The sequence below is a fragment of the uncultured Shewanella sp. genome, from assembly GCF_947495455.1.
Lineage (GTDB): Bacteria > Pseudomonadota > Gammaproteobacteria > Enterobacterales > Shewanellaceae > Shewanella.
This window is the reverse complement of the sequence record NZ_CANLZC010000001.1, coordinates 104,833-126,292: the sequence shown is the minus strand read 5'-3', so window position 1 is coordinate 126,292 and position 21,460 is coordinate 104,833. Positions and strand designations below refer to the sequence as shown.

Genomic DNA, 21,460 nt, shown 5'->3' with positions numbered 1-21,460 from the left:
AAAATAAATGTTGGCACGGTAAATGCTTAATGGAATAAAGCAATGAAGAAGAATAACATCGTTAAGGATATCAACATGAACCACCCTGCTCGCCGCCATACACTATGGGCTTGCTTATTCATCACGTTTTTAAGCGCCTGTAGCGAAACCAAAACAACTCAAACAGAACCTGAATATGCCATCCCCGTCAAAACCCGTGTCGCGACACAAGGAGACGTCTCCTCCTTTTATAACACAACGGCAATTTTAGAAGCACCAAAGGAAGCTAGAGTCGTCACTCGACTTGCGGGCATGATCACAGAGCTTAGAGTAGAAGAAGGTGACAATGTGTCTCAAGGTCAAATCATGGCAGTGGTTGATGCCAAAAGACAAGCATTCTCTCTTGCCCATCTGCAAGCTGAAGCCCAAATCATTGAACAAGAATTGCAACGCTTAAAACAGATTGAAAATAAGCAATTTGTGAGCGCCGATTCCATGGCAAAATTAGAATACAAATTACTCTCCGCCCGTGCCAAGCGTGATGAGGCTCAGCTTCAGGTAACCGAAAGTAAAATTCGCTCGCCTATTAAGGGCGTTGTGGCTAAACGCAGCGTTAAAGCAGGCAATATGGCACAAGAGTTTGATGAACTTTTTTATGTTGTTAACCAAGAAAAGCTACATGCCATTGTACACCTACCCGAAGCACAACTGCCCTTTTTACAACTCGGACAAACGGCAAAGATTTATACCAGTCACCAGAAAAATGTTGCCCTCAATGCCAAGGTTTTTCTCATCAGTCCCATTATCGACACCCAAAGTGGCACTTTTAAAGTCACATTAGCTATTCCTAATCATGATGCACAGCTCAAAGCCGGCATGTTTACTCGCGTGGAAATTCGCTACGACACCCATAAAAATGTCATTACTGTTCCCGCACAAGCCATCATAGATCAAGATAATCAGTACTCCATATACATAGTCAATGACAATAAGGCGCAAAAAAAATCGGTATCCATTGGATATAAGGAAGATAACACAGTTGAAATCATCTCAGGTATTGCACTGGGAGACAATGTCGTCACCCATGGACTGCACAATCTAAAAGATCAATCTCTTGTAGAAATCATTAATCCGCTGACCTTAGCATCAAGCCATCAATAAGGATTATTGACATGTCTATTATTCAAACTGCGGTAAAGCGGCCTGTCAGTGTGTGGATGTTCATGCTGGCCATTATGCTATTTGGTATGGTGGGATTTTCCAGACTGGCCGTGAAATTATTGCCCGATCTAAGCTACCCCAGTGTCACTATTCGTACCCTCTATGACGGCGCAGCGCCTGTTGAAATTGAGCAGCTGATCGCCAAACCCATAGAAGAAGCCCTCGGTATCGTAAAAGGCCTTAGACAGGTAAGCTCTATCTCGCGCGCAGGTTTATCCGATGTGGTATTAGAATTTGAATGGGGAACTGACATGAACATGGCCAGTTTAGCCATTAGAGAGAAGCTAGAAGCCATTAACTTGCCCCTTGATATCGATAAGCCTTTGTTACTGAGATTTAACCCCAATCTGGATCCCATTATACGACTGGCATTGTCGACTCCCAATGCCAGTGAAGCACAACTGAAACACATACGCACTTATGCTAGCGAAGCGCTAAAAAGAGAACTGGAGTCCATCAAGGGAATCGCATCCGTAAAGCTCTCTGGTGGCTTAGAGCAAGAAGTCCACATTCAATTAGATCAATACAAACTCAGTCAGCTACAACTCAATGCCAATGACATTAAAAACCGTATCGAACAAGAAAACATCAACCTTTCCGCAGGAAAAGTCCTGCAAGGCGATAAAGAATACTTAGTTCGCACATTGAATCAATTCTCTTCTTTAAATGAGCTCGAGCAAATCATCATTTACCGCAATGGTTCTCAACTTATTCGACTCTTTGAAGTGGCTAATATTATGGATGCCCACAAAGAGCGAAGCGACATAACGCGCATTAATGGTCAAGAATCCATTGAACTGGCCATTTATAAAGAAGGTGATGCCAACACAGTGGCCGCAGCAAAGCGAATAAAAGCACAATTTAGCCGCCTACAATCCCTTTATCCTGATGCATCCCTTGAAATCATCTTCGATCAATCCGAGTTTATCTCCCAAGCCATAGATGAAGTCATTAATACGGCGTTAATCGGCAGTGTATTGGCCATGTTAGTGATCTATTTTTTCTTAAAAGATATTATTCCAACCTTAATCATTTCCATCGCCATTCCTTTTTCTGTCATTGCCACTTTTAACATGATGTATTTTAGTGACATCAGCTTAAACATGATGTCTCTGGGAGGCATCGCACTTGCTGTCGGTTTATTAGTGGATAATGCCATTGTGGTGCTGGAAAATATTAAGCGCTGCCAATCTGAAGGCATGAATAGAACCCAAGCGGCCATCACAGGCACCAAACAAGTCTCAGGCGCTATTTTTGCATCAACCTTGACCACGCTAGCTGTCTTCATTCCACTCATTTTTGTCGATGGTGTGGCAGGCGCCCTGTTTTCCGATCAAGCCCTCACAGTCACCTTTGCCTTAATTGCCTCTTTAATCGTAGCCTTGACGACCATTCCCATGCTTGCCTCAAGAAAAGGCTGGCGGGCAAGTGTTGAGCCATCGCCACAAACGCATAATAACACTCCCCAAAAGAGACCTGTTCAAAATGAAAAATCCAGCGGGTACCGCTGGCTCACCTTTCCCCTAAACTTTGTCTGCCGCACGCTTCCTTTTACACTGATAACGGCAAGCTTAATCTTCATACGTGTCATCACTTGGTTAGCAAAATGCCTCTTTAGGCCCTTTTTAAGCCTATTTGATGCCGTCTATCGCAGAATTTATTATTATTATGAGATCATACTCAAGGCGGCCCTGCATCGGCAATGGACTTCACTGGTGATTGCCTTCAGCCTGTCTATCGCAGCGACATCCTTGCTACCAAAACTCGGCATGGAGCTCATTCCAACTATGGATCAAGGCACCTTTTATGCCGATATTCTCTTGCCACCTGGCAGCCGCGTCCATCAAACCGATAAGGTATTGCAACAATTGTCCGCCTCCATCGACTCACTGCCTGAGGTCAAACAAGTTTTCAGTCAAGCAGGCAGTAGCGGGCTTATGTCTTCCAATATCGAACAAGGGGGTGAAAACTGGGGCCGATTACAAGTAAAATTAACCCATAAGCAAGGCTTAGATAAAGTGTCACAACACCTACGTCAGGCCGCCATGCTGATCCCATCGGTTGAACTTAAGATTGAACAACCCAGCTTGTTCAGTTTTAACACGCCCCTTGAAATCGAGCTCAGTGGTTATGACATTAAAGAGTTAACACAAGTTTCAAAACGCTTAGTCGATGTACTCAGCCAGAATGAACGTTTTGTCGACGTTCGCACTAGCCTACGTTCAGGTCAACCTGAGCTCAGCATTCGATTTGATCACGCAAGGCTTGCCGCGCTCAATATGGATGCTCCCACTGTCGCCACACGCATTGCCCAGCGAATTGGCGGAACTTTTGCCAGCCAATACACGATTCAAGACAGAAAAGTCGATATTCTCGTGCGCAGTCAATTAACTGAGCGCAATAGCATCAGTGATATTGACAGTATGATCATTAACCCTGACAGCGAGCGCCCTATTCCCTTAAGCGCCGTGGCGGATGTGTCTTTAACATTAGGCCCTTCAGCCATCAATCGCCTTCACCAACAACGTATTGCCTTAGTCAGTGCCAATATTGCCTACGGCAACTTAAATCAAGCTGTAGCACAGGCACAACAGCTCCTTTCAACCCAGCCTTTACCTAACACCATAGGGCTGAGATTTGGTGGTCAAAACGAAGAAATGCAAACCGCCTTTACTTCACTCCAAATGGCTTTGCTACTGGCCATTGTTTTGGTTTATCTCGTCATGGCCAGTCAATTTGAATCATTAGTGCATCCACTGTTTATTTTAGTCACCATTCCAATGGCATTAGCGGGCAGTATTCTTGGCTTATACCTCACCAACACACCACTGAGTGTCGTGGTATTTATTGGCCTCATCATGCTAGCCGGCATTGTGGTTAACAATGCCATTGTACTCATTGATAGAATTAATCAGCTACGAAGTGATGGCTTGGCGAAATCCCAAGCCGTTATTCAAGCGGCCCAATCTCGTCTTCGCCCCATATTAATGACCACATTAACCACCACCTTAGGCCTGTTACCTATGGCCATAGGAGTCGGTGACGGTAGCGAAGTGCGAGCCCCTATGGCTATCAGTGTCATTTTTGGTTTAACTTTATCAACTCTGCTGACCCTCATAGTGCTTCCTGTGCTTTATAGCGTCTTTGACCGCAAGTCCTTCTCAACCGCAAGCGCGTTTCACACTCAAGCTAATACCTCAATAGCCCCGCAAAAGGGAGAAGCATAATGAGTCTGACAAACATCGCCTTAACGCGGCCAGTCACCACCAGCTTATTCTTCATTGCCACCTTATTATTTGGATTAGCCACCACGAAATTGCTGCCATTGGAGCTACTCCCTGGCATTGATATTCCCCAAGTGATGATAGAGGTGCCCTATAAAGGCTCCACTCCTCGTGAAGTTGAACGGGAGATCACTCGTGTATTAGAAGGCTCCCTTGCCACCTTAAGTGGCATCGAGGAGCTAAACTCCACATCGAGTCAAGATGGTGCTGAAATAGAGCTCATCATGAAGTGGGGTGAGGATATCGCCACAAAAAGCTTGGAAGCTCGAGAGAAAATCGATGCCGTGAGACACTTGTTGCCAAAGGATGTGGAACGCATTTTTATTCGACAGTTTTCAACATCGGATCTGCCTTTAATCAATATTCGACTCTCGAGTCAGCATGCTCTATCAGGTGCCTATGATTTACTTGAGCATCAATTAAAAAAACCTTTAGAGCGCATTGAAGGCGTGTCAAAAGTTACCCTTTACGGCGTCGATAAAAAGCAGATCCGCATTCAAGTCGATGGAAAAAAACTTACCGCCAGTGGCGTCAGTATCACGGCACTCACAGGGCGGCTAGCGCGAGAAAACTTTATCCTCAATGCGGGAGCCATACGCACGCAAGATAAAATCTATCAACTCTCTCCTCAAGGTGAATATCGCAATCTCAATGATATTGCCAAACTGCCCATTACGCCTTACATCACCTTAGAGGATATTGCTGATGTGAGTTACCAACTCCCCGAACCCACTGAGGGGCGATTATTAGGCAGACAGTTTGCCATTGGACTGGATGTCTTTAAAGCTTCAGGGGCTAACCTTGTTGCCGTTTCAGACAGAGTGTTTAAGGTAATAGAACAAACTCAGCAAAACAGTGAATTTGATGGCATTAAAGTCTATATCATGGAAGATCAAGCCGATGGCGTAAAATCTTCTCTATCGGATCTGCTAACAGCAGGACTCATCGGTGCCCTACTGTCTTTTATAGTGCTGTATGTATTCTTGCGAGATCTCAAAACCACCCTCATTGTCGTCAGCTCAGTGCCTATCGCCATTGCCATCACACTGGCCATTATGTATTTGCTCGGCTACAGCCTCAACATTCTCTCTATGATGGGATTGTTACTCGCCGTGGGAATGCTCATCGATAATGCCGTGGTGATCACAGAAAGTATTTTACAAGAAAAACAACAGGTGACATCCAGCCAGCTGCAAACACAGGCCTTAATAAAAGGCGTCGATAAGGTCTCCCTCGCCGTGCTAGCAGGCACGTTAACCACGGCCATTGTTTTTTTACCCAATATTGTCGGCGAAAAAGTCGAAATCACCTTGTTTTTAGAGCACGTCGCCATCGCCATCTGTATCGCATTAGGCAGCTCCTTGTTGCTCGCCAAAACACTCATACCTCTACTGCTCAATACAGTCCACTTTACCCCGACAAAAAAGAGCGATCCTTCCCGCCTCGCCCACACATACCAAGTCTGGCTGAGTCGCTTATTAAATTATCCCAAAACTGGCGGTCTTATCGCGCTGTTATTATTAGCCTCAACGGCGATTCCCATGCAATTTGTTAAACAAGATCAAGATGACAATCCAGGGACTGAACGCTTATTTATCAATTATAATGTGAAAGGACGCCATCACCTCGATGTGACAAAAGCCATGGTGGACCGCATGGAAGCCTATCTTTATGCGCACCAAGACACTTTTCATATCGATACTATCTACAGCTATTATGCCCCCGACACGGCACAATCAACCTTATTACTCAAACCGGATCTGCCTATCAGTATTAATGAGTTGAAAGACGCCATACGCCAAGATTTCCCCACCTTCACACAGGCCAGTCCTCAATTTGGCTGGGGAAACCAAAATCAAGGATTACGGGTGTCATTAAGCGGTCAATCCACCGACAAGTTATTGCAATTAAGTGAACAAGTCGTCCCCTTATTATCTCGTATTGAAGGCTTAAGTGATGTGCGCTCAGAGGTCAATAATGCCCAACAAGAAGTGCTCATCACCCTTGATAGGCAGCTTATCGCGCGGCTTGGTTTAAGCCTTGAGCGTGTCGCTCGAGATATTGCCACCGCGCTACGTGGGCAAATGCTGCGCTCATTTCGTCACGCGCCTAATGGCGAGCTGCGCATCAAGCTGCGCCTTTCATCTGAACAATTGTCTTTATCCCAATTAAAAGCCTTGCCCATACTTAGGATAAATCAACAAGTCTATGATTTAAATAGTCTAAGTCAAATTAAGATCCAGCCTAGATTTGACAGTATTCGCCACTATGATAGGCAAACAGCCTTAACCATAGGCGCAAATCTTGATGATTTATCGCTACAAGACGCACAAAGCCGAATCATCAAGATCATGGATACCATTGACTTTCCCCCCGGTTATCGTTATTCATTAACTGGCGGGTTTGAGCGGCAAAATGAAGAAAAGAACATCATGCTCACCAATATGTTATTGGCTATCGCCATGATTTATATTGTCATGGCCGCGCTGTTTGAATCACTGCTGTTACCCACAGCCATTATTAATGCCATTATTTTTTCAATCACTGGGGTATTTTGGGCCTTAATGCTCACCGATACGCCACTGTCTATGATGCCCATGATAGGCATATTAATTTTAATGGGCATAGTGGTGAATAACGGCATAGTATTAGTGGATCAAATCAACCAACACCGCCCTTCACTGAACACCCTTTCAAGTGCCATTGCCAACGTCTGTGTCACGCGTCTGCGGCCTGTGCTCATGACCGTTTCCACCACAGTACTGGGCTTATTACCTTTGGCCTTAGGCGACACACAAGTGGGCGGCGGTGGCCCAGCCTATGCCCCCATGGCCATCGCAATTATTGGTGGCCTACTCTTCTCCACGATCACTAGCTTGTTTCTCGTGCCCTTATGTTATCAGGCCTTGTATCGTTTGCGCCATCGAGCAGGCGTGCACTTTGCCAATGCTAATCAAGCCGCTAACATTGCATTGCCAAGGTTCATGAGAAAATAGCTCATGAAAAAATGAGTGAAAAACAGGTAATGAGAAGCACAGTAAAATAGCGATTATGCGCAATGAGATTCAAATGCGAGTCGTTATAATACCAATTCCATTATATAAGTGATCTTTCAGCGGGAATTCAACATGCTGTAGGCAAGGTCGTTAATTGCTCCTGCATCAACAGACAGTCCCACCATCCATGGCGGTCGCAGATGATTGAAGCTAATAGTCATTCTATATCGAAAGCAGCTAACGTAGCATAAAGTATGTTGAAACCCGCACAAGTGAGCTTCTCAGACATTCCACTTCAGCGTTGCATTCACTTGAAAGGGAATCACCATTACAGCATAAATGCGCCTTGAATTGAAAAGCCTGAGAGGCTCTGAATTGATCATCTATATAATGGAATTGGTATAAAAATAAATTGTACTCGCTCAGACCTGATGTGATGGCCTCTTCTCTGACGATAGGCATCACATCAGGTTAATTTGAGGACGTTCAATATTCTGTGACAATAATATTAAGTTAAATGCGCTTGTTTACACAAGATACTCACTTAGAATATACTGAATATTATGCATATTTATCAACAAACTTTTCTCCAAAGGCATACTTATCACCCGTTTTAAGCTGCTGACTTTCTACATAGTTTGTTCTTATACTATCATGACGTTCACGACCATATGTTCCAATAAATTTTGCATCAATAGGCAAGTAATCATAACCTCCGGTTTCGTTCTTTATTTTTATAAAGTTATCAGGCTTAACGTCCCAAGCTTGAAAACCAGCATTTTTAAGCTCTTGTAAAGCCGATTCGGGAATTTTCTCATAAGGTTTATTGCTGACGACCCCGCCATCAAGCTTAGTGAATTGTAAATTCTCAGCGTTTTTAATCACTGAAAAAGTTGAAATCGTCATCTTTGTTCCTGAAGCATCTACCGCTCGCCTGACTTCATTAGTGGCTAAATGTGCGTATTTTCCGCCATAAAAATTAGGGTTAGAGTAAATATCATTTAATCTTAAACTCGTGTTTGCAATACCAATATCTCGCCCTTCTAGGTTGTTCTTTGATACTTTAAATCCGTTACCCTCTTGATCTATATAAACATCTCGGTTTGCACCTTCGAAACAAGTCATTCCCATTTTATTTTTAATCTGATTAAGCTTAATGGTTGAATTGTCATTAATGATACGAGCCATTTGTTCAGCCCTTTCTTCTGTCGCACTTTCACCACTGGTAGACATTCTTCCAAAAAAGTCTTTTATTGCTGTAAATGGTCTGCACAGATTTTCACTAATTCCAGTATACTGTCTTTCAACAGTAAATTCTCCATCCTCATGAAGCTTAACGTTATATACTTTGTCATTTAAAATGATCTGATCTGTCGTCTTGAGTTGTTCAAACTGATAATCACCTATTTTTTGTACTTGGGATATATTGATTGTATTCAAAGGGTCGCCGTCATTCATCTCTAGTAAAATAGGCTTAAATTTTATGAAATTACATCATATTTTTAAATAGCTGAAAAATTTTTCCTTTTGCTTAAAACACTCACTCCGCCCTCTGCTCCACCTGCCCTCTACCTTTAAGATTAAGTAAGCAGTCACAAACCCAAAAAAGTAGCACTCCGTCAGTCACTATATATATAAACATCAACACCAATACTGACAACATAATTTAATGTTGATAACAGTAGCCACACCAAAGTATACATTCGTTACAGTTATGCTTATCCCCACGTCTATGAATGCCCCCAAATTAATGACTTACTCTTATTCAACGATCACTCGCTTGTTTCTCGTGCCCTTATGTTATCAGGCCTTGTATCGTTTGCGCCATCGAGCAGGCGTGCACTTTGTCAATGCTAATCAAGCGCCTAAAAATTTGTTACCGAGATTTATGAAAAATTAAGGGGGATTAAAAAAGTAAGGATTATACAGCCCTCGACCATTCCGACATGCAAAGGACTTTTTATTGGGTTATTGGTAATTCAAGCTTATGCCACAATAGTACAACTAAATAGTGCCAATAAGTTTGTCCCATGAGGCAGCTACCAGTGATAAAGCTTGTTTATTACGGGTAGTGACTATTATCATGCAGAAGCCATCATAAAGTTGTCTATTGTCTCTTTTACTGCCTCATGCTTATCCACCGCTTACTTTAGCATTTAACGATTTTACAACAAAGTGTTGGGAGTGTATGTTAACGTCTTAATATTAAGCAGGTTGGAAGATTATTCTGCTGGTGTTGGATAATAAGCTTAACAACTACAGTTATGCATCTTAAGGAGCAAGAGTGTCTACTATATTTGCTTTCGTAAAATTATTTGAAAACAAAGAGTACGCAGAAGATTTTGTGAATGGAAAGTTGTTCATGAATACAATTCGATCCTTTAAGGAATACAAGGATGAATCTGGTGAGTTACGGGGTGATGAATATGAAGGGATCATTGCTCTTTACCAGCCAGAGAAGTTGGGGGAAATAAAGGTTGGCGATCATATTATTCCAGCATCTGATTTAGCAGCGCCAATAGTTATGCATGGTGATCATTTGCAAAATCATAATGTTTTCTGCATATATTCCTTGAATAGTCGAGGTCACCATAATGTATCCTTCGAGACTTTATCTGAATTTAAACGCACTCTTTCACTCCATGAATCATGCTTTGGGTTGGGAAAATTCTGTGTAGTTATTATAAATGCGACGAAATTTATCGAGCGCTGTAAATCTGCAATTGAAAAGCTCAATGTGAATGGCAACCTTGGTTTGGTAGATTATTTCAACGAACACGAATTTCATGGCAATATGCCGGAAAACAAACTCGGTTATCAAAAGCGTAGCTTGTTCGCTCATCAACGAGAGTACAGGATAAAAATTGATATAAACAGCACTGAACCAGGCCCATATCACTTAAATGTGGGTGATTTAAGTGATATTGCGCTAATCACCACCCCAAAAGAGTTCAATGATCAATTAGAGCTGAAACTACCGGATGGCAGCCATGCATAACAAGGCACTGCTACGAAAACAAGCGAAAGGTACCTCCTTTACACTTTCAACAAATTATTGGTAATAAGGCGATGTCAAAAATTCAAAGAGTGGCAAGTATATCTGCAATTATTGTCACACTTTTTACAGGACTACCAGCTATTTGGTACACGGCCCATTGTTCGTCCAAAGGCATAAACTGTGAGAGGTCACTTTTCGGGCCAAAAGTAGAAGAAATTCAGCAGAAACAGCTAGCTACACTTGTAAAGTCTGGTCACAAAGTTACCGACATTATTGTTGAAAAATTTGATCCGTTGTTTTCAAAACCGTTTTTGGAGGTTTCTGCCAGAACGGCACCTAAAGGTGAGATTTTAGGGTTCATCCCAACGGGTGACAAAGGGCATTTTGAGTTTAGTAAGTTTGAGCAAGAACAGAAATATGTGCTCGCCTCTAGCACTGGAAAGACTTCTAGATTTGATATTTTTGATACATCCAACATTCTTCGTCATACCTTTGTTCTGTCGAGATGTACCAGATTTGATCATAATAAGCTCAATATTAAGATCACAAACTTTAGATGGAATTATTTGCCAGACGAAAAAAATATTTTTTCGTTCGATTTAATTTCAAATTGTCATAAATTTTTGGTAAATGGGCTTGAAGATTTAAATTTCGGAGGAAACAGTTATTATAAGCATGTCCAACTGTATCCGGAACTAAATGGTCGGGTGTACCTTGAATTTGGTAGGGATTTTATTCTTAGTAGGGCATACACTCGCGAAGGAATAAACAGAAGCAAAGAAATTGAACGTTATAAGTCAAAAATAAATGAAGCTAAAGGTCATTTTGATGTGTGTGTTGATGAGCTGAAAAATAGGAATCGTAGTGGTGACGATCCAAATTTTTGTTCGGTTTATTTTCCTCATCATCCAGATTCGTCCCAATCTAAATATTTCCGTAAAGGAGATGCTTTTGCTTTCACTCCCCAAAAAAATACACACAAAACGTCCACTCCAGTAATTGGCACTTGTAAATATGGTGTCGAGCGGCTTTCGAATATAGAGATTGGCAATTTTGGTGTGAAATGTACCAACCCATTTGAAGTATCATCACATGGTGAGACGGAAACAGATATTGATGGCTTAGAAATAAGCATGTATATCGATACCGGATTTTCAGATATTAAAGTTCTTAATTTTAGATCTGATTCATATCATGCTAGCCTTGAGGGTGTTGAGGTTATAGACAAAAATACTATAGAATTTGATGTTTATTCATCTAGCAAATTGCTTTCATTTAATTCTCATGTAATGGTAGTTGAACTTGAGAAAAAAGCAGCTCAAGTGGTACTAGATAAGAAGATATTTAGAGGACGCTTTAGTATTTCTTTTCATGAGGGTGGAGCAGTAAAAAAGGTAGTGAGAATATAGAGTGAGCTTCATTTCAAATTTTTAATGCTTGGTTATCATCAAGGTCCGCAAGTTCAAAGGTTGTAAAACCTTAAAGCCCTTAGATCGAATGAGTTTAAATCTAATCGGTAGCTAGAGAAATCTAACCTCCCCTACTTCCCCCTTCAATTAAACAAATTGTCTATGCCACTACAAAAAATACGCCTTAAAATAAGGCGTTCATGAACTCCACTCACCTATAAAAAAATGACCCCAATGTAAAATGACACTCTTGAAAAATATTAACTATTCCTTAGCTATTCCTTAGATTTTCCTAGATTCCAGCAATCAAGACAGGCTACACTGCGTGCTTGCGGCTGCACATGGATTTCATTCAAAATAAGAGTCAAAAATGAAAATAGAAAATGTACGCCCTGAAGATTTCGCAGAAATGTTGAATGTTTGGGAAAATTCAGTTCGAGCCACCCATAACTTCATTACAGAAGACGATATTGCGTTTTTTAAACCTATCATTATTGAGCAAGCTTTTCCTGCTGTGACCTTAAAGTGTATTAAAAACAAACAGGGGAGCATTTTAGGTTTTGTGGGTGTCCATGATGCCAAGGTTGAAATGCTGTTCATTCTAAACGAAGCCAGAGGACAAGGTATTGGTCAGCGGCTACTGCGATATGCCATCGAGCAGTTAAATGTCACCAAAGTAGACGTGAATGAGCAAAACCCTCAGGCTGTCGGTTTTTATGAGCATATGGGGTTTACTATCGTTTCACGTTCACCCTTAGATGATATGGGAAAACCTTTTCCCATTTTGCATATGGCACTGAAATAAAAAGGTATAATGGACGAGCGTTTTTTTGAAAGAAACAGGGAGAGACAATGAGAGAAATACTCATAAGCGGTGCCGATGTGGTGATTTTAACTATCATGGTCTGGTTTGTCGGCAGTTTTATCAATAGCAAATGGCCCTTTTTAGAGCGCTTTAATATTCCCGTTGCTGTAACGGGCGGTTTTTTATTTAGCCTATTGATGGCCATGATTTATCTTATTTTTAACATAAAGATACTGTTTGACTTGGCACTGAGAGATCAAATGATCTTAGTCTTCTTCTCCACTGTGGGCCTGACAGCCAAATTTCGAACATTAGCCGCAGGCGGCAAGGCACTCCTTATTCTCACTCTCGTCACGGCGGTGTTTCTCATTTTACAAGACTTATTGGGAGTGGGGATTGCCACAGCGTTGGGCGTGAATCCTGGATATGGGCTCTTTGGCGGCAGTGTCTCCTTTGCAGGCGGCTTCGGCACCGCGATTGCTTGGGGTGAGATAGCACAAGAAGCCGGATTAAAAGGGGCAACGGAAATCGGCATCATGTTTGCCACACTTGGCCTCATTGCTGGCGGGATTGTTGGCGGGCCGGTTGCGAGATTTCTCATCAATAAAAATCAATTAACAGCGTCAAATGAGGATATAACTCAAAAGCCTGAGCCAACACAGGCCCCCGCTAATCTTTCAATCGAGGCTAGAGTAAGAGGCGCTCTTGGCACCTTGATGATTTTGGCCATATGTGTGCAGGCTGGTGAACTGGTTAATACCTATCTTTCTGGGCGCGGCGTCACCTTACCCGGCTTTCTCACCGCCATGTTGAGCGCCATCATACTCACTAATATCGCGGACGGTTTTAAACTCACCTTGTCAAAGAGCGCGGTGGATATTGCTCAAGAGATCAGCTTGCAATTGTTTCTTTGCCTGAGCTTAATGAGCATGCAACTTTGGATATTGTCCAATACTCTAGGCCCAGTATTATTCGTAACCTTGGCACAAACAATACTCATGGTATTTTTCGCTATCTTTGTCGTATTTCGCTTTCTTGGACGTGATTATCAGGCTGCGGTTATCTCTTCTGGGTTTGTGGGGCTGGGATTGGGCGCCACGCCCGTGGGCATCGCCAATATGAACGCTGTCACGGCAAAACACGGCCCTTCACCTAAGGCCTTTATTTTGGTGCCTTTGGTCGGCGCCTTTTTTCTGGATTTAATGAATGCCACCATCATACAAGGATTTCTGAAAATGATTGGCACATATAGCTAAATCATAATGCCCATTCCCCTCTCATTGCCTTTGTCAATGAAAGGGGAATACATCCATTATTTAATGACTGGCATTCATATATGTTGTTGAAGGCAAAATTTTACAAACTGGGCTATTCACACGATTTTTTCGATCGATACAAATTTCTTGAGCCCAGTAACGCATGGCTTTAAAAGGAAAGTTCATATTGTAATCTGTGGAGGAAATCACCTTTGGATTAATTTGATCTTTAGCCACTTCACCACTTCTATTTTGAAACCAAGTCATCCATTGAGGTGTATTATCTTTATAAAAAACAACCGCCTCTTTATTATATTGATACTTCTTACCTTGAAATTCTCCACTGGTATTGGCATAAGCATGCATACTCGGAACTGGCGTGCCAAATTCAGAAATTTCTTTTAAAGGAACGGGTAATAAAAAAGAAGCCATAGTGTATTGAGCCGCACTATGGCAACTCATACAAGATGACATGGCAAGGTTCGCCCCTCCTTTATCGACAAAGGTGCAACTGTCTCCTTCACACAGCGTATCAGGATCACAGCCATCGCCAGAGCATTGATAATAAGGTGGCGCTTGCACCGCGCCATCATTAGGACCCGATAACCTTCCTCCCCACCCTAAGGTTTCTCTTGCATATAAAGGCGCTTGCTGGTTTATCCATGTTTCATTTAATGCCCTATTAATGTTAATGACTTGAGGATCATTACCCCACATCGCCCCCAGAGGCACCATATGTTTCCATGCTGTCGCCGCATCGGGAACAGTATAAAGATCGCCAACATCATGGACTAAAGTACTAAAGACCCATTTCGTCTCAGGCGAGGCTATCGAATCTTTGATCACAATATCAAATTGAAATAAATTGACATCAATAAGCTCTGGTTTATCGATTGAACTGGCGATATAGGTTTCAATGTCTTTACCTGCAAGATCACCCACTTTCTTAGCATGAGCCGTTTCATGTAATACTTTACTCGCCCCATTGCAATTAGTCGGGTTGACATAAATACTCCAAGGAAGTGCGTATTGCATAGGTTGCCATGTATCCGCATTGGCTGTCGTAAACGCCGCTTTTACAATAATAGAGCCTTCATCAAAAATCGCCGCATTATTCGTAAAGTTCGGTGATACAGCCCCTTGCCCCCAAACACGATACAAAGACTGGGCAGCAATATCATTATAAAAAACCAGAACATAGGTTGAAAACGGTTCCGTTAAACCAGATTTTGGAAACAATGCGGGTGACATACACGCTGAACCTAAGTAAGCACCATGTATACCATCACGAATGGGCGATAACCAAGGTTGATTATACCAACCACGTGACGCAGCATTCCACTGTGGAAATGAGCCCACTTTTCGACTATCAGACAATAAGGCAATCATGTCATCTTTAATGTGATTTTTAAGCAAGTTGACATATTGCTCAGCCGTTGCAGCATTAATGGGTTTGCCCTTTAGTGAACGTGTCCAAGGATAGCCTTTAACAGGGGGTTTCTTGTTAAATGCAGGGTAATTATAACTGCCTTCAAACCCACGATAGCCCGCAGGCACTCCTGATAAAGGGGGATCAAAAGGATTAATATTGGTATTTGCGATACGATTTTGATTATTCATTTCAAGGTCTGGCGTATAAAATGCCAGATTAGTTTGAATCGTTTCAAAGACAGTCGGCTCTTTTTTATGACTGGAGCAAGAGACAATAATCATTGTGCTTAGCAAAAGTAGGACAACTAATGAAATGGTCGACTTTAAAAGAGTCATAACAATATCCTTATTATCAGTATATTAATTATACAGCTGAGTATTGATTGCTCCCCAGTAAAGTGCCTGTCTGGAAAACATAAATTAAGCGTAGCAGAACTAAAATCTAATGAAGGATTAAGGCAAAAAATGGGTAACACAGCCAAAAAGCATCACCCCATCTTCATTGAAGGAAATTAACGATACTGCATGTTATTTAAGAGCAGCTTACTCAATACTCTGCTCCAGAGCTGATCCTCTGATGCCATAATAAGCAATATACACATAACACAATAAGGGTAAAATAAAGGCCAGTTGTAGACCAATACTATCAGCAATAACGCCTTGTAATAATGGTATTAATGCACCACCAACCACAGCTAAGCATAAAATACTAGAGCCTTGCTCAGTATGTTCTCCCAACCCACGTAAACCTAAACTAAAAATCGTAGGAAACATAATAGAATTACACAAGCCAACAAATACAATTGCCCACATCGCAAGGGAAGAATGAGTAAGAATAACCAAAATAAGTAAACCTATTGCTATAAGTGCATTAAAAAATAATACTTTTCCAGCAGGTAGTCTTTTTAAAACAAAAAAACCAATAAAGCGGCCTATCATGGCACCCGCCCAGTAATAGCTTAGGTAAACAGCGGCTTTTCCAGGGGTTAATCCCGCGATATGCGGTTCGCCTAAAAAACCGATTAAAAAACTGCCTACGCCCACTTCGGCTCCGACGTACAAAAAAATAGCTACGGCACCGAGTAATAAATGAGAAGATCTCCAGGGGGAGCTAATCTTCTTCGATGACCTTTTTGATACCGATGGCGATTCAAATTCAATCTTAGGTAACTGCAATACGGTAAAAATGATTGATGTTCCAAATAAGATGATCGAGAGAAAAATATAGATAAATTGTACAATTTGCATTTGGGTCATTTTTTGTAACCCAAACAAACTCCCCATAAGAATAAATATACCTGACAAGGCTAAAAATTGACTGAATAAAGGAGAGACCGTTGTGCCGAGAGAGTTAAATGCTTGACTTAAATTAAGTCTGCTCGCAGCCGTTTCTGAGGGACCTAATACAGTCACATAAGCATTGGTTGTGACTTGAAGCAGAATAATCCCCGAAGCAAGAACGAATAACGCCAGTAAAAATAACGGATAAATCAATAGCTGTATTGCCGGATAAAAAAGTAAACACCCAATACCAGACAAGAGTAGACCCAATATAATACCAGACTTATAGCCTACTTTTTTAAGTAACAGACCAGCAGGCAATGACACGATAAAATACGCAATAAAAAAAGAAAATTGGACTAACATGGCATGCGCATTATTAAGCGAAAAGATAGCCTTAACCTCTGGAATAAGAATATAATTCAAACTTGTAATAAATCCCCATAAGAAAAATAATAAAATCAAACAAGTTAATGTGAACATGTGCTTTTTTGAAGGAGGCCCACTCTCATTTTGCCCCATATAGGATGATGAAGCCGAAGTTGGGGTTAATGCCTTTGCCATATTGAATCTCATTCCTTTTGATTTTTAAATAAAGCTATGTCTATAGAAAAGGTAGTTGAAAGTCATTCAAAGCGATATGATCTGTTATGAATAAAATAAATATCAAGGTTTATCGCCACAAAAAGAGAATGAATAATCCCTAACCAAAAAGAACTAAAAATGCCAGTAAGCTTAACTTACTGGCATTACCTCTTAAGATCTTTTTTCTAGTAGCACTCTAACCAAATGAATGAGTCGGTTGCCCCCTAAAATGCTTCAGAACCCAATAAACGGGAATTAAATCACGCCCACCCCGATTTTTAAATAAGGACACAGGATAGTATAACCATTGCCATTTTTCTAACCACTTAGCTGCACTTTGCCAAACCGCTTCACCACCATGTAAACGATACTGCTCAATGGCTGGCAAAATAAAATCATGCAAGGGTCCGAGATAACGATACAAGCTATGGATAAACACGAGTAGATCTCGCACTTGTTGATGATTCAGATCTTTTTTGTATTGGCTTGCTTCAAAATCAATAAAGGTCACATGACCGTCTTGCCAACTAATATCACGTAAAGCTGGGCGACCATGAGCTAAGCTCATGGTATGCAAATTCGCCAGTGCCTTGGCGCTGTCATTTAAAATCTGGTGCATACGAGGCTTGCTAATAGACTTCTCGGTCAGCCATTGTTTTACCGTTGAGCCCACATCCTCAACCACAAAAAAGTCTCTTTCTGCCAACACTAACTTAGGCACAGGAGCCAGCTTCTCCGCCATGGTTTTTAAGGTTAGGACTTCGGTTTTGATGGCCTCTAACGGACTGGGTTTTAACATTCGCATCACTCCAGAATGATGCTCCGCTTGTTTCAACCAATACCGCTTCCCTCGGTATTCAAAATTTGAAACTCGCTCACCTTTATTAAGGACTAACAGCTCTGCAATAAAAGCCTTAAAAACATTATCTACCATAACTCAGACTCCATTCACATAAGACGGTAAATTGAATACTTACAAGAGAAAATATAAACAGAATAGAACTCCATCTAACAAAAAAGAGTGAAGTAATTAATAGCTTATTATATATCCTTGAAAAGGGAGCCACAAACCTTGAGCGAATAAAAAAGCGCCTTACGGCGCTTTTTGACATATTTACTTACGTTTAAACAAAAAGCCTTAACGTATTCAATTGACTAGTATTACTAAGTATTAACGACTTGCCTCTTCAGGCACCCAATCTTGAGCTTGATTCTCAAGCAAAACGGGAATGCCGTCATTGATGGGATAAACTAATTTATCAAACTTACAAATGAGCTGCTGTGCCTGCTTATCATAGCTTAATGCTCCCTTACAAACAGGGCATGCCACTATATCTAACAATTTTTTATCAAATATCATTGAATATATACCTTTAATCTTGACCTTATTTAAGAATATTCGCCCTTGGTTCCATTGACCTGCTCACTAATATTAACCAATAAGGCTTGCTCAAACCCCGATGACATAGTGGCATCAACCGCTAAATAACCCCAATTATCTTTAGCAAAATCTAGGCATTTAATGGCATCTTTCTCTGTCATCACTAAAGGATACCCGTCTGCTAGCTCGCTAATGGTGGAAAATTGATAAGCTTGATGATCATTAAACCCATGGGCTTTGTGCATTCGATACCCTAATTGTGCCAAGCTATTAAAAAACCGTTGCGGGTTGCCGATCCCAGCCATTGCCACAATAGGCTCATTTCGCTGAAAGGTGAAATGCGACTGTGCAAGCAGCGGTTTAATGGGTTTAGCGTGCAGATGCATTTGATATTCGCCCTTTTTTGCCTCGCCACCATTAACGATAATAAAATCGGCTTGACTCAATCGCCAATTTCCCTCCCTTAAAGGCCCTGCGGGTAATAAGCATCCATTACCTAAACGTCGATGGCCATCCACAACAATAATTTCAATATTTCTTTCCATGGCATAATGTTGCAGTCCATCATCACTGATAATAATGTCCACATCAAAATCGGCCAGTAACTGATGAGCGGCTTGAATACGCATTGGACCCACAACCATAGGTACCTGAGTACGCGCGACAATCATCGCAGGTTCATCACCCACTTCAACGGCTTTTGCGCCAGGATACACAGACTTTACGCCATCGATTGTCACACCATAGCCTCGACTGATCACGCCAGGTTTATAGCCATGTTCACGTAATAGCTCAATCAAATAAATCACTGTCGGTGTTTTTCCACTGCCTCCGACAGTAATGTTACCCACAATAATGACAGGCACAGGTAATGCTGTTTTTTGTTTAAGTCCTACAGCATACAAGTGCCGCCTGATTGCCGTCACCATGGCATACAGCCAAGATATCGGCATTAACACCCAGCGCCACAAGCTATTGCCATACCAAACTTGATTAATCCAGGCTTGCATTATTCACCAAACTGCATTTGATAAAGATTGGCATAGGCTCCATTTTGTTCCATTAACACATCATGGGTGCCTCGCTCAATCACTTGACCTTGATCAATAACCAAAATTTGATCTGCACTTTCAATGGTCGACAATCGATGCGCAATCACAATCGACGTTCGGTTTTGACGTAAGTTATCTAATCCTCGCTGAATGGCTTTTTCAGATTCAGTATCCAATGCTGAAGTGGCTTCATCTAAAATGAGCACAGGCGCATCACGCAAAATAGCACGAGCAATGGCAATACGCTGCCTTTGTCCGCCCGATAGCATGACACCATTCTCACCAATTTCTGTATCCAGTCCATTAGGGAGATCCTTAATAAATTCCATTGCATAAGCCAGCTCTGCAGCATGCTCTATTTGCTCTCGTGTCACGTGACCTGAATAAGCATAAGCAATGTTATTGGCGATAGTATCGTTAAACAGCGTCACTTGTTGGGACACAAGAGCCACTTGTTGACGTAACGACTTAAGCGTGTATTGCTCAATAGGCACATCATCAATACAAATATCACCCGCACTTAGCCCGGAATAAAAACGCGTAATTAAACTGGCAATGGTTGATTTTCCGGAACCAGAGCGCCCAACAAGGGCAATGGTTTTACCTTGTTCGACTGAGAAGTCAATGCCATTTAACGCTTTCTTGGATTGATTAGGATAACTAAAATCAACCCCTTTAAAGCATAAATCCCCACGGACTCGTTTCACTTCAAGTGAGCCCGTATCCTCTTCCGTTGGAGTATCTAACAACTCAAAGACAGTGGTGCAGGCCGCGATCCCTCGTTGAAAATCGGCATTAACACGGGTTAAATTTTTAATCGGCTGAAGCATCGCCATCATGGCACCGAGTAATGAAGCAAAGGTCCCCGCCGTTAAGTCAGCTCTCAGTGAATCAATACTGGCTGCATATAACACAAAGGCTAATGCAAAAGAGCCAATAATCATCACCAACGGCTGACTAATGGCCTGAGTGGTTGCCAATTTCATATTCTGATAACGATTACGATCATTAATGCGATGAAAGCGTTCAGACTCCACTTTTTGACCACCAAATGACAGCACATTCTTATGACCCTTGATCATTTGCTCTGTCGCCGCAGTCACGCCCCCCATTGCAGTTTGTATTTGCTTTGATACTTTTCGAAAGCGTCGACTCACCACTGTGATCACTAAACCTATAATCGGTCCAATGACTAAAATACACAAAGACAATTTCCAAGAATAAAAAAACATCAGCCCCAGCATACCCATCACAGTAATGCTGTCTCTGACAATAGTGATTAACGCACTGCCTGAAGCCCGTGCTATCTGCTCGGTATCATAGGTCACACGAGAAATTAAATTACCTGTGTTTTCGTTATCCATGTAACTCACGGGCAATTTCAAATAATGTTCAAAGACTTGTTGACGCATATCTTGAATCAGCCTAGCGCTCATATAAGCCACGCAATAGGTAGAGGCAAAGTTCGCCAATCCCCGCAATGTAAACAAACCAATCACCACAAAAGGCGCCATCATTAAGACATCACGGCTGGCATTAAAACCGCCACTGGTCCCTAAATCTAAGTGTCCCCCCATAGGACTTATTTTACTGGATCCTCCTCCAAACCCTTCATCAATAAAAGGTTTGATCACAGCAATAAAAGCAGCATCTACTAGTGCATAAACCATCAGTGCAATAATGGCACAAACAAAGACGGCTTTTAACGGTTTTAAATAGCCTAATAATCTCTTAAAGACCATCCAAGTTTCATTCTTATTAGATGTTATCATTGACCCAAGC

At 41.7% G+C, this 21,460-nt stretch carries 14 protein-coding genes; 7 read left to right on the top strand and 7 right to left on the bottom strand.

Features of this window, described 5'->3' with window-relative positions:
- Positions 1 to 75: 75 nt before the first annotated feature.
- From Q0791_RS00675 to Q0791_RS00665, 3 genes are read left to right on the top strand one after another with little or no spacing between them, the layout of a single operon-like run.
- Positions 76 to 1,140 carry an efflux RND transporter periplasmic adaptor subunit gene (locus Q0791_RS00675; RefSeq protein ID WP_299001932.1) on the top strand — a complete coding sequence of 355 codons (1,065 nt, stop codon included), beginning with the start codon at positions 76 to 78 and terminating at the stop codon, positions 1,138 to 1,140.
- A gap of 11 nt (positions 1,141 to 1,151) precedes the next feature.
- Entirely contained in the window at positions 1,152 to 4,427 is a 3,276-nt protein-coding gene (locus Q0791_RS00670; RefSeq protein WP_299001830.1) for an efflux RND transporter permease subunit, read from the top strand.
- Positions 4,427 to 7,480, top strand: coding sequence for an efflux RND transporter permease subunit (locus Q0791_RS00665; RefSeq protein WP_299001829.1), 3,054 nt, complete (start codon positions 4,427 to 4,429; stop codon positions 7,478 to 7,480). Before Q0791_RS00670 ends, Q0791_RS00665 begins: the two co-directional genes overlap by 1 nt.
- 561 nt (positions 7,481 to 8,041) lie before the next feature.
- On the opposite strand, the gene Q0791_RS00660 is transcribed toward Q0791_RS00665, so the two are convergent.
- Positions 8,042 to 8,920: a ClpXP protease specificity-enhancing factor SspB gene (locus tag Q0791_RS00660; protein WP_299001828.1), complete on the bottom strand. Its 879-nt coding sequence runs from the start codon at positions 8,918 to 8,920 to the stop codon at positions 8,042 to 8,044.
- Positions 8,921 to 9,764: 844 nt separating this feature from the next.
- Between Q0791_RS00660 and Q0791_RS00655 the strand changes: the two genes are divergently transcribed.
- From Q0791_RS00655 to gltS, 4 genes are all read left to right on the top strand, one after another.
- Positions 9,765 to 10,478, top strand: coding sequence for a hypothetical protein (locus Q0791_RS00655; protein ID WP_299001827.1), 714 nt, complete (start codon positions 9,765 to 9,767; stop codon positions 10,476 to 10,478).
- 71 nt (positions 10,479 to 10,549) lie between these two features.
- Positions 10,550 to 11,887: a hypothetical protein gene (locus Q0791_RS00650; protein WP_299001826.1), complete on the top strand. Its 1,338-nt coding sequence runs from the start codon at positions 10,550 to 10,552 to the stop codon at positions 11,885 to 11,887.
- A gap of 370 nt (positions 11,888 to 12,257) precedes the next feature.
- Positions 12,258 to 12,692 carry a GNAT family N-acetyltransferase gene (locus Q0791_RS00645; RefSeq protein WP_299001825.1) on the top strand — a complete coding sequence of 145 codons (435 nt, stop codon included), beginning with the start codon at positions 12,258 to 12,260 and terminating at the stop codon, positions 12,690 to 12,692.
- Between the two features lie 47 nt (positions 12,693 to 12,739).
- On the top strand, positions 12,740 to 13,948 hold the full coding sequence (gene gltS / locus Q0791_RS00640; protein ID WP_299001824.1) for a sodium/glutamate symporter: 1,209 nt from the start codon (positions 12,740 to 12,742) through the stop codon (positions 13,946 to 13,948).
- Positions 13,949 to 14,008: 60 nt separating this feature from the next.
- Here the strand turns inward: gltS and Q0791_RS00635 are convergent, their stop codons facing one another.
- From Q0791_RS00635 to msbA, 6 genes are all read right to left on the bottom strand, one after another.
- On the bottom strand, positions 14,009 to 15,715 hold the full coding sequence (locus tag Q0791_RS00635; protein WP_299001823.1) for a hypothetical protein: 1,707 nt from the start codon (positions 15,713 to 15,715) through the stop codon (positions 14,009 to 14,011).
- A 207-nt stretch (positions 15,716 to 15,922) separates the two neighbouring features.
- Complete coding sequence (locus Q0791_RS00630; RefSeq protein ID WP_299001822.1) at positions 15,923 to 17,224, bottom strand: sugar MFS transporter; 1,302 nt, start codon at positions 17,222 to 17,224, stop codon at positions 15,923 to 15,925.
- 217 nt (positions 17,225 to 17,441) lie between these two features.
- The gene (locus Q0791_RS00625; protein ID WP_299001821.1) at positions 17,442 to 18,179 is read right to left on the bottom strand and encodes a serine/threonine protein phosphatase; all 738 of its coding nucleotides are present in this window, start codon (positions 18,177 to 18,179) and stop codon (positions 17,442 to 17,444) included.
- Between the two features lie 237 nt (positions 18,180 to 18,416).
- The gene (locus tag Q0791_RS00620; protein ID WP_299001820.1) at positions 18,417 to 18,605 is read right to left on the bottom strand and encodes a Trm112 family protein; all 189 of its coding nucleotides are present in this window, start codon (positions 18,603 to 18,605) and stop codon (positions 18,417 to 18,419) included.
- A gap of 29 nt (positions 18,606 to 18,634) precedes the next feature.
- Positions 18,635 to 19,636: a tetraacyldisaccharide 4'-kinase gene (gene lpxK / locus Q0791_RS00615; RefSeq protein ID WP_299001819.1), complete on the bottom strand. Its 1,002-nt coding sequence runs from the start codon at positions 19,634 to 19,636 to the stop codon at positions 18,635 to 18,637.
- The gene (msbA, locus tag Q0791_RS00610; protein ID WP_299001818.1) at positions 19,636 to 21,450 is read right to left on the bottom strand and encodes a lipid A export permease/ATP-binding protein MsbA; all 1,815 of its coding nucleotides are present in this window, start codon (positions 21,448 to 21,450) and stop codon (positions 19,636 to 19,638) included. Before msbA ends, lpxK begins: the two co-directional genes overlap by 1 nt.
- Positions 21,451 to 21,460 lie beyond the last annotated feature (10 nt).

Bases quoted from the DNA above. Each gene is read 5' to 3' on its own strand.
- Q0791_RS00625 (WP_299001821.1), bottom strand. From the start codon at position 18,179: ATGGTAGATAATGTTTTTAAGGCTTTTATTGCAGAGCTGTTAGTCCTT.
- Q0791_RS00630 (WP_299001822.1), bottom strand. From the start codon at position 17,224: ATGGCAAAGGCATTAACCCCAACTTCGGCTTCATCATCCTATATGGGG.
- lpxK (WP_299001819.1), bottom strand. From the start codon at position 19,636: ATGCAAGCCTGGATTAATCAAGTTTGGTATGGCAATAGCTTGTGGCGC.
- Q0791_RS00635 (WP_299001823.1), bottom strand. From the start codon at position 15,715: ATGACTCTTTTAAAGTCGACCATTTCATTAGTTGTCCTACTTTTGCTA.
- Q0791_RS00670 (WP_299001830.1), top strand. From the start codon at position 1,152: ATGTCTATTATTCAAACTGCGGTAAAGCGGCCTGTCAGTGTGTGGATG.
- Q0791_RS00665 (WP_299001829.1), top strand. From the start codon at position 4,427: ATGAGTCTGACAAACATCGCCTTAACGCGGCCAGTCACCACCAGCTTA.
- gltS (WP_299001824.1), top strand. From the start codon at position 12,740: ATGAGAGAAATACTCATAAGCGGTGCCGATGTGGTGATTTTAACTATC.
- Q0791_RS00650 (WP_299001826.1), top strand. From the start codon at position 10,550: ATGTCAAAAATTCAAAGAGTGGCAAGTATATCTGCAATTATTGTCACA.
- Q0791_RS00675 (WP_299001932.1), top strand. From the start codon at position 76: ATGAACCACCCTGCTCGCCGCCATACACTATGGGCTTGCTTATTCATC.
- msbA (WP_299001818.1), bottom strand. From the start codon at position 21,450: ATGATAACATCTAATAAGAATGAAACTTGGATGGTCTTTAAGAGATTA.
- Q0791_RS00620 (WP_299001820.1), bottom strand. From the start codon at position 18,605: ATGATATTTGATAAAAAATTGTTAGATATAGTGGCATGCCCTGTTTGT.
- Q0791_RS00645 (WP_299001825.1), top strand. From the start codon at position 12,258: ATGAAAATAGAAAATGTACGCCCTGAAGATTTCGCAGAAATGTTGAAT.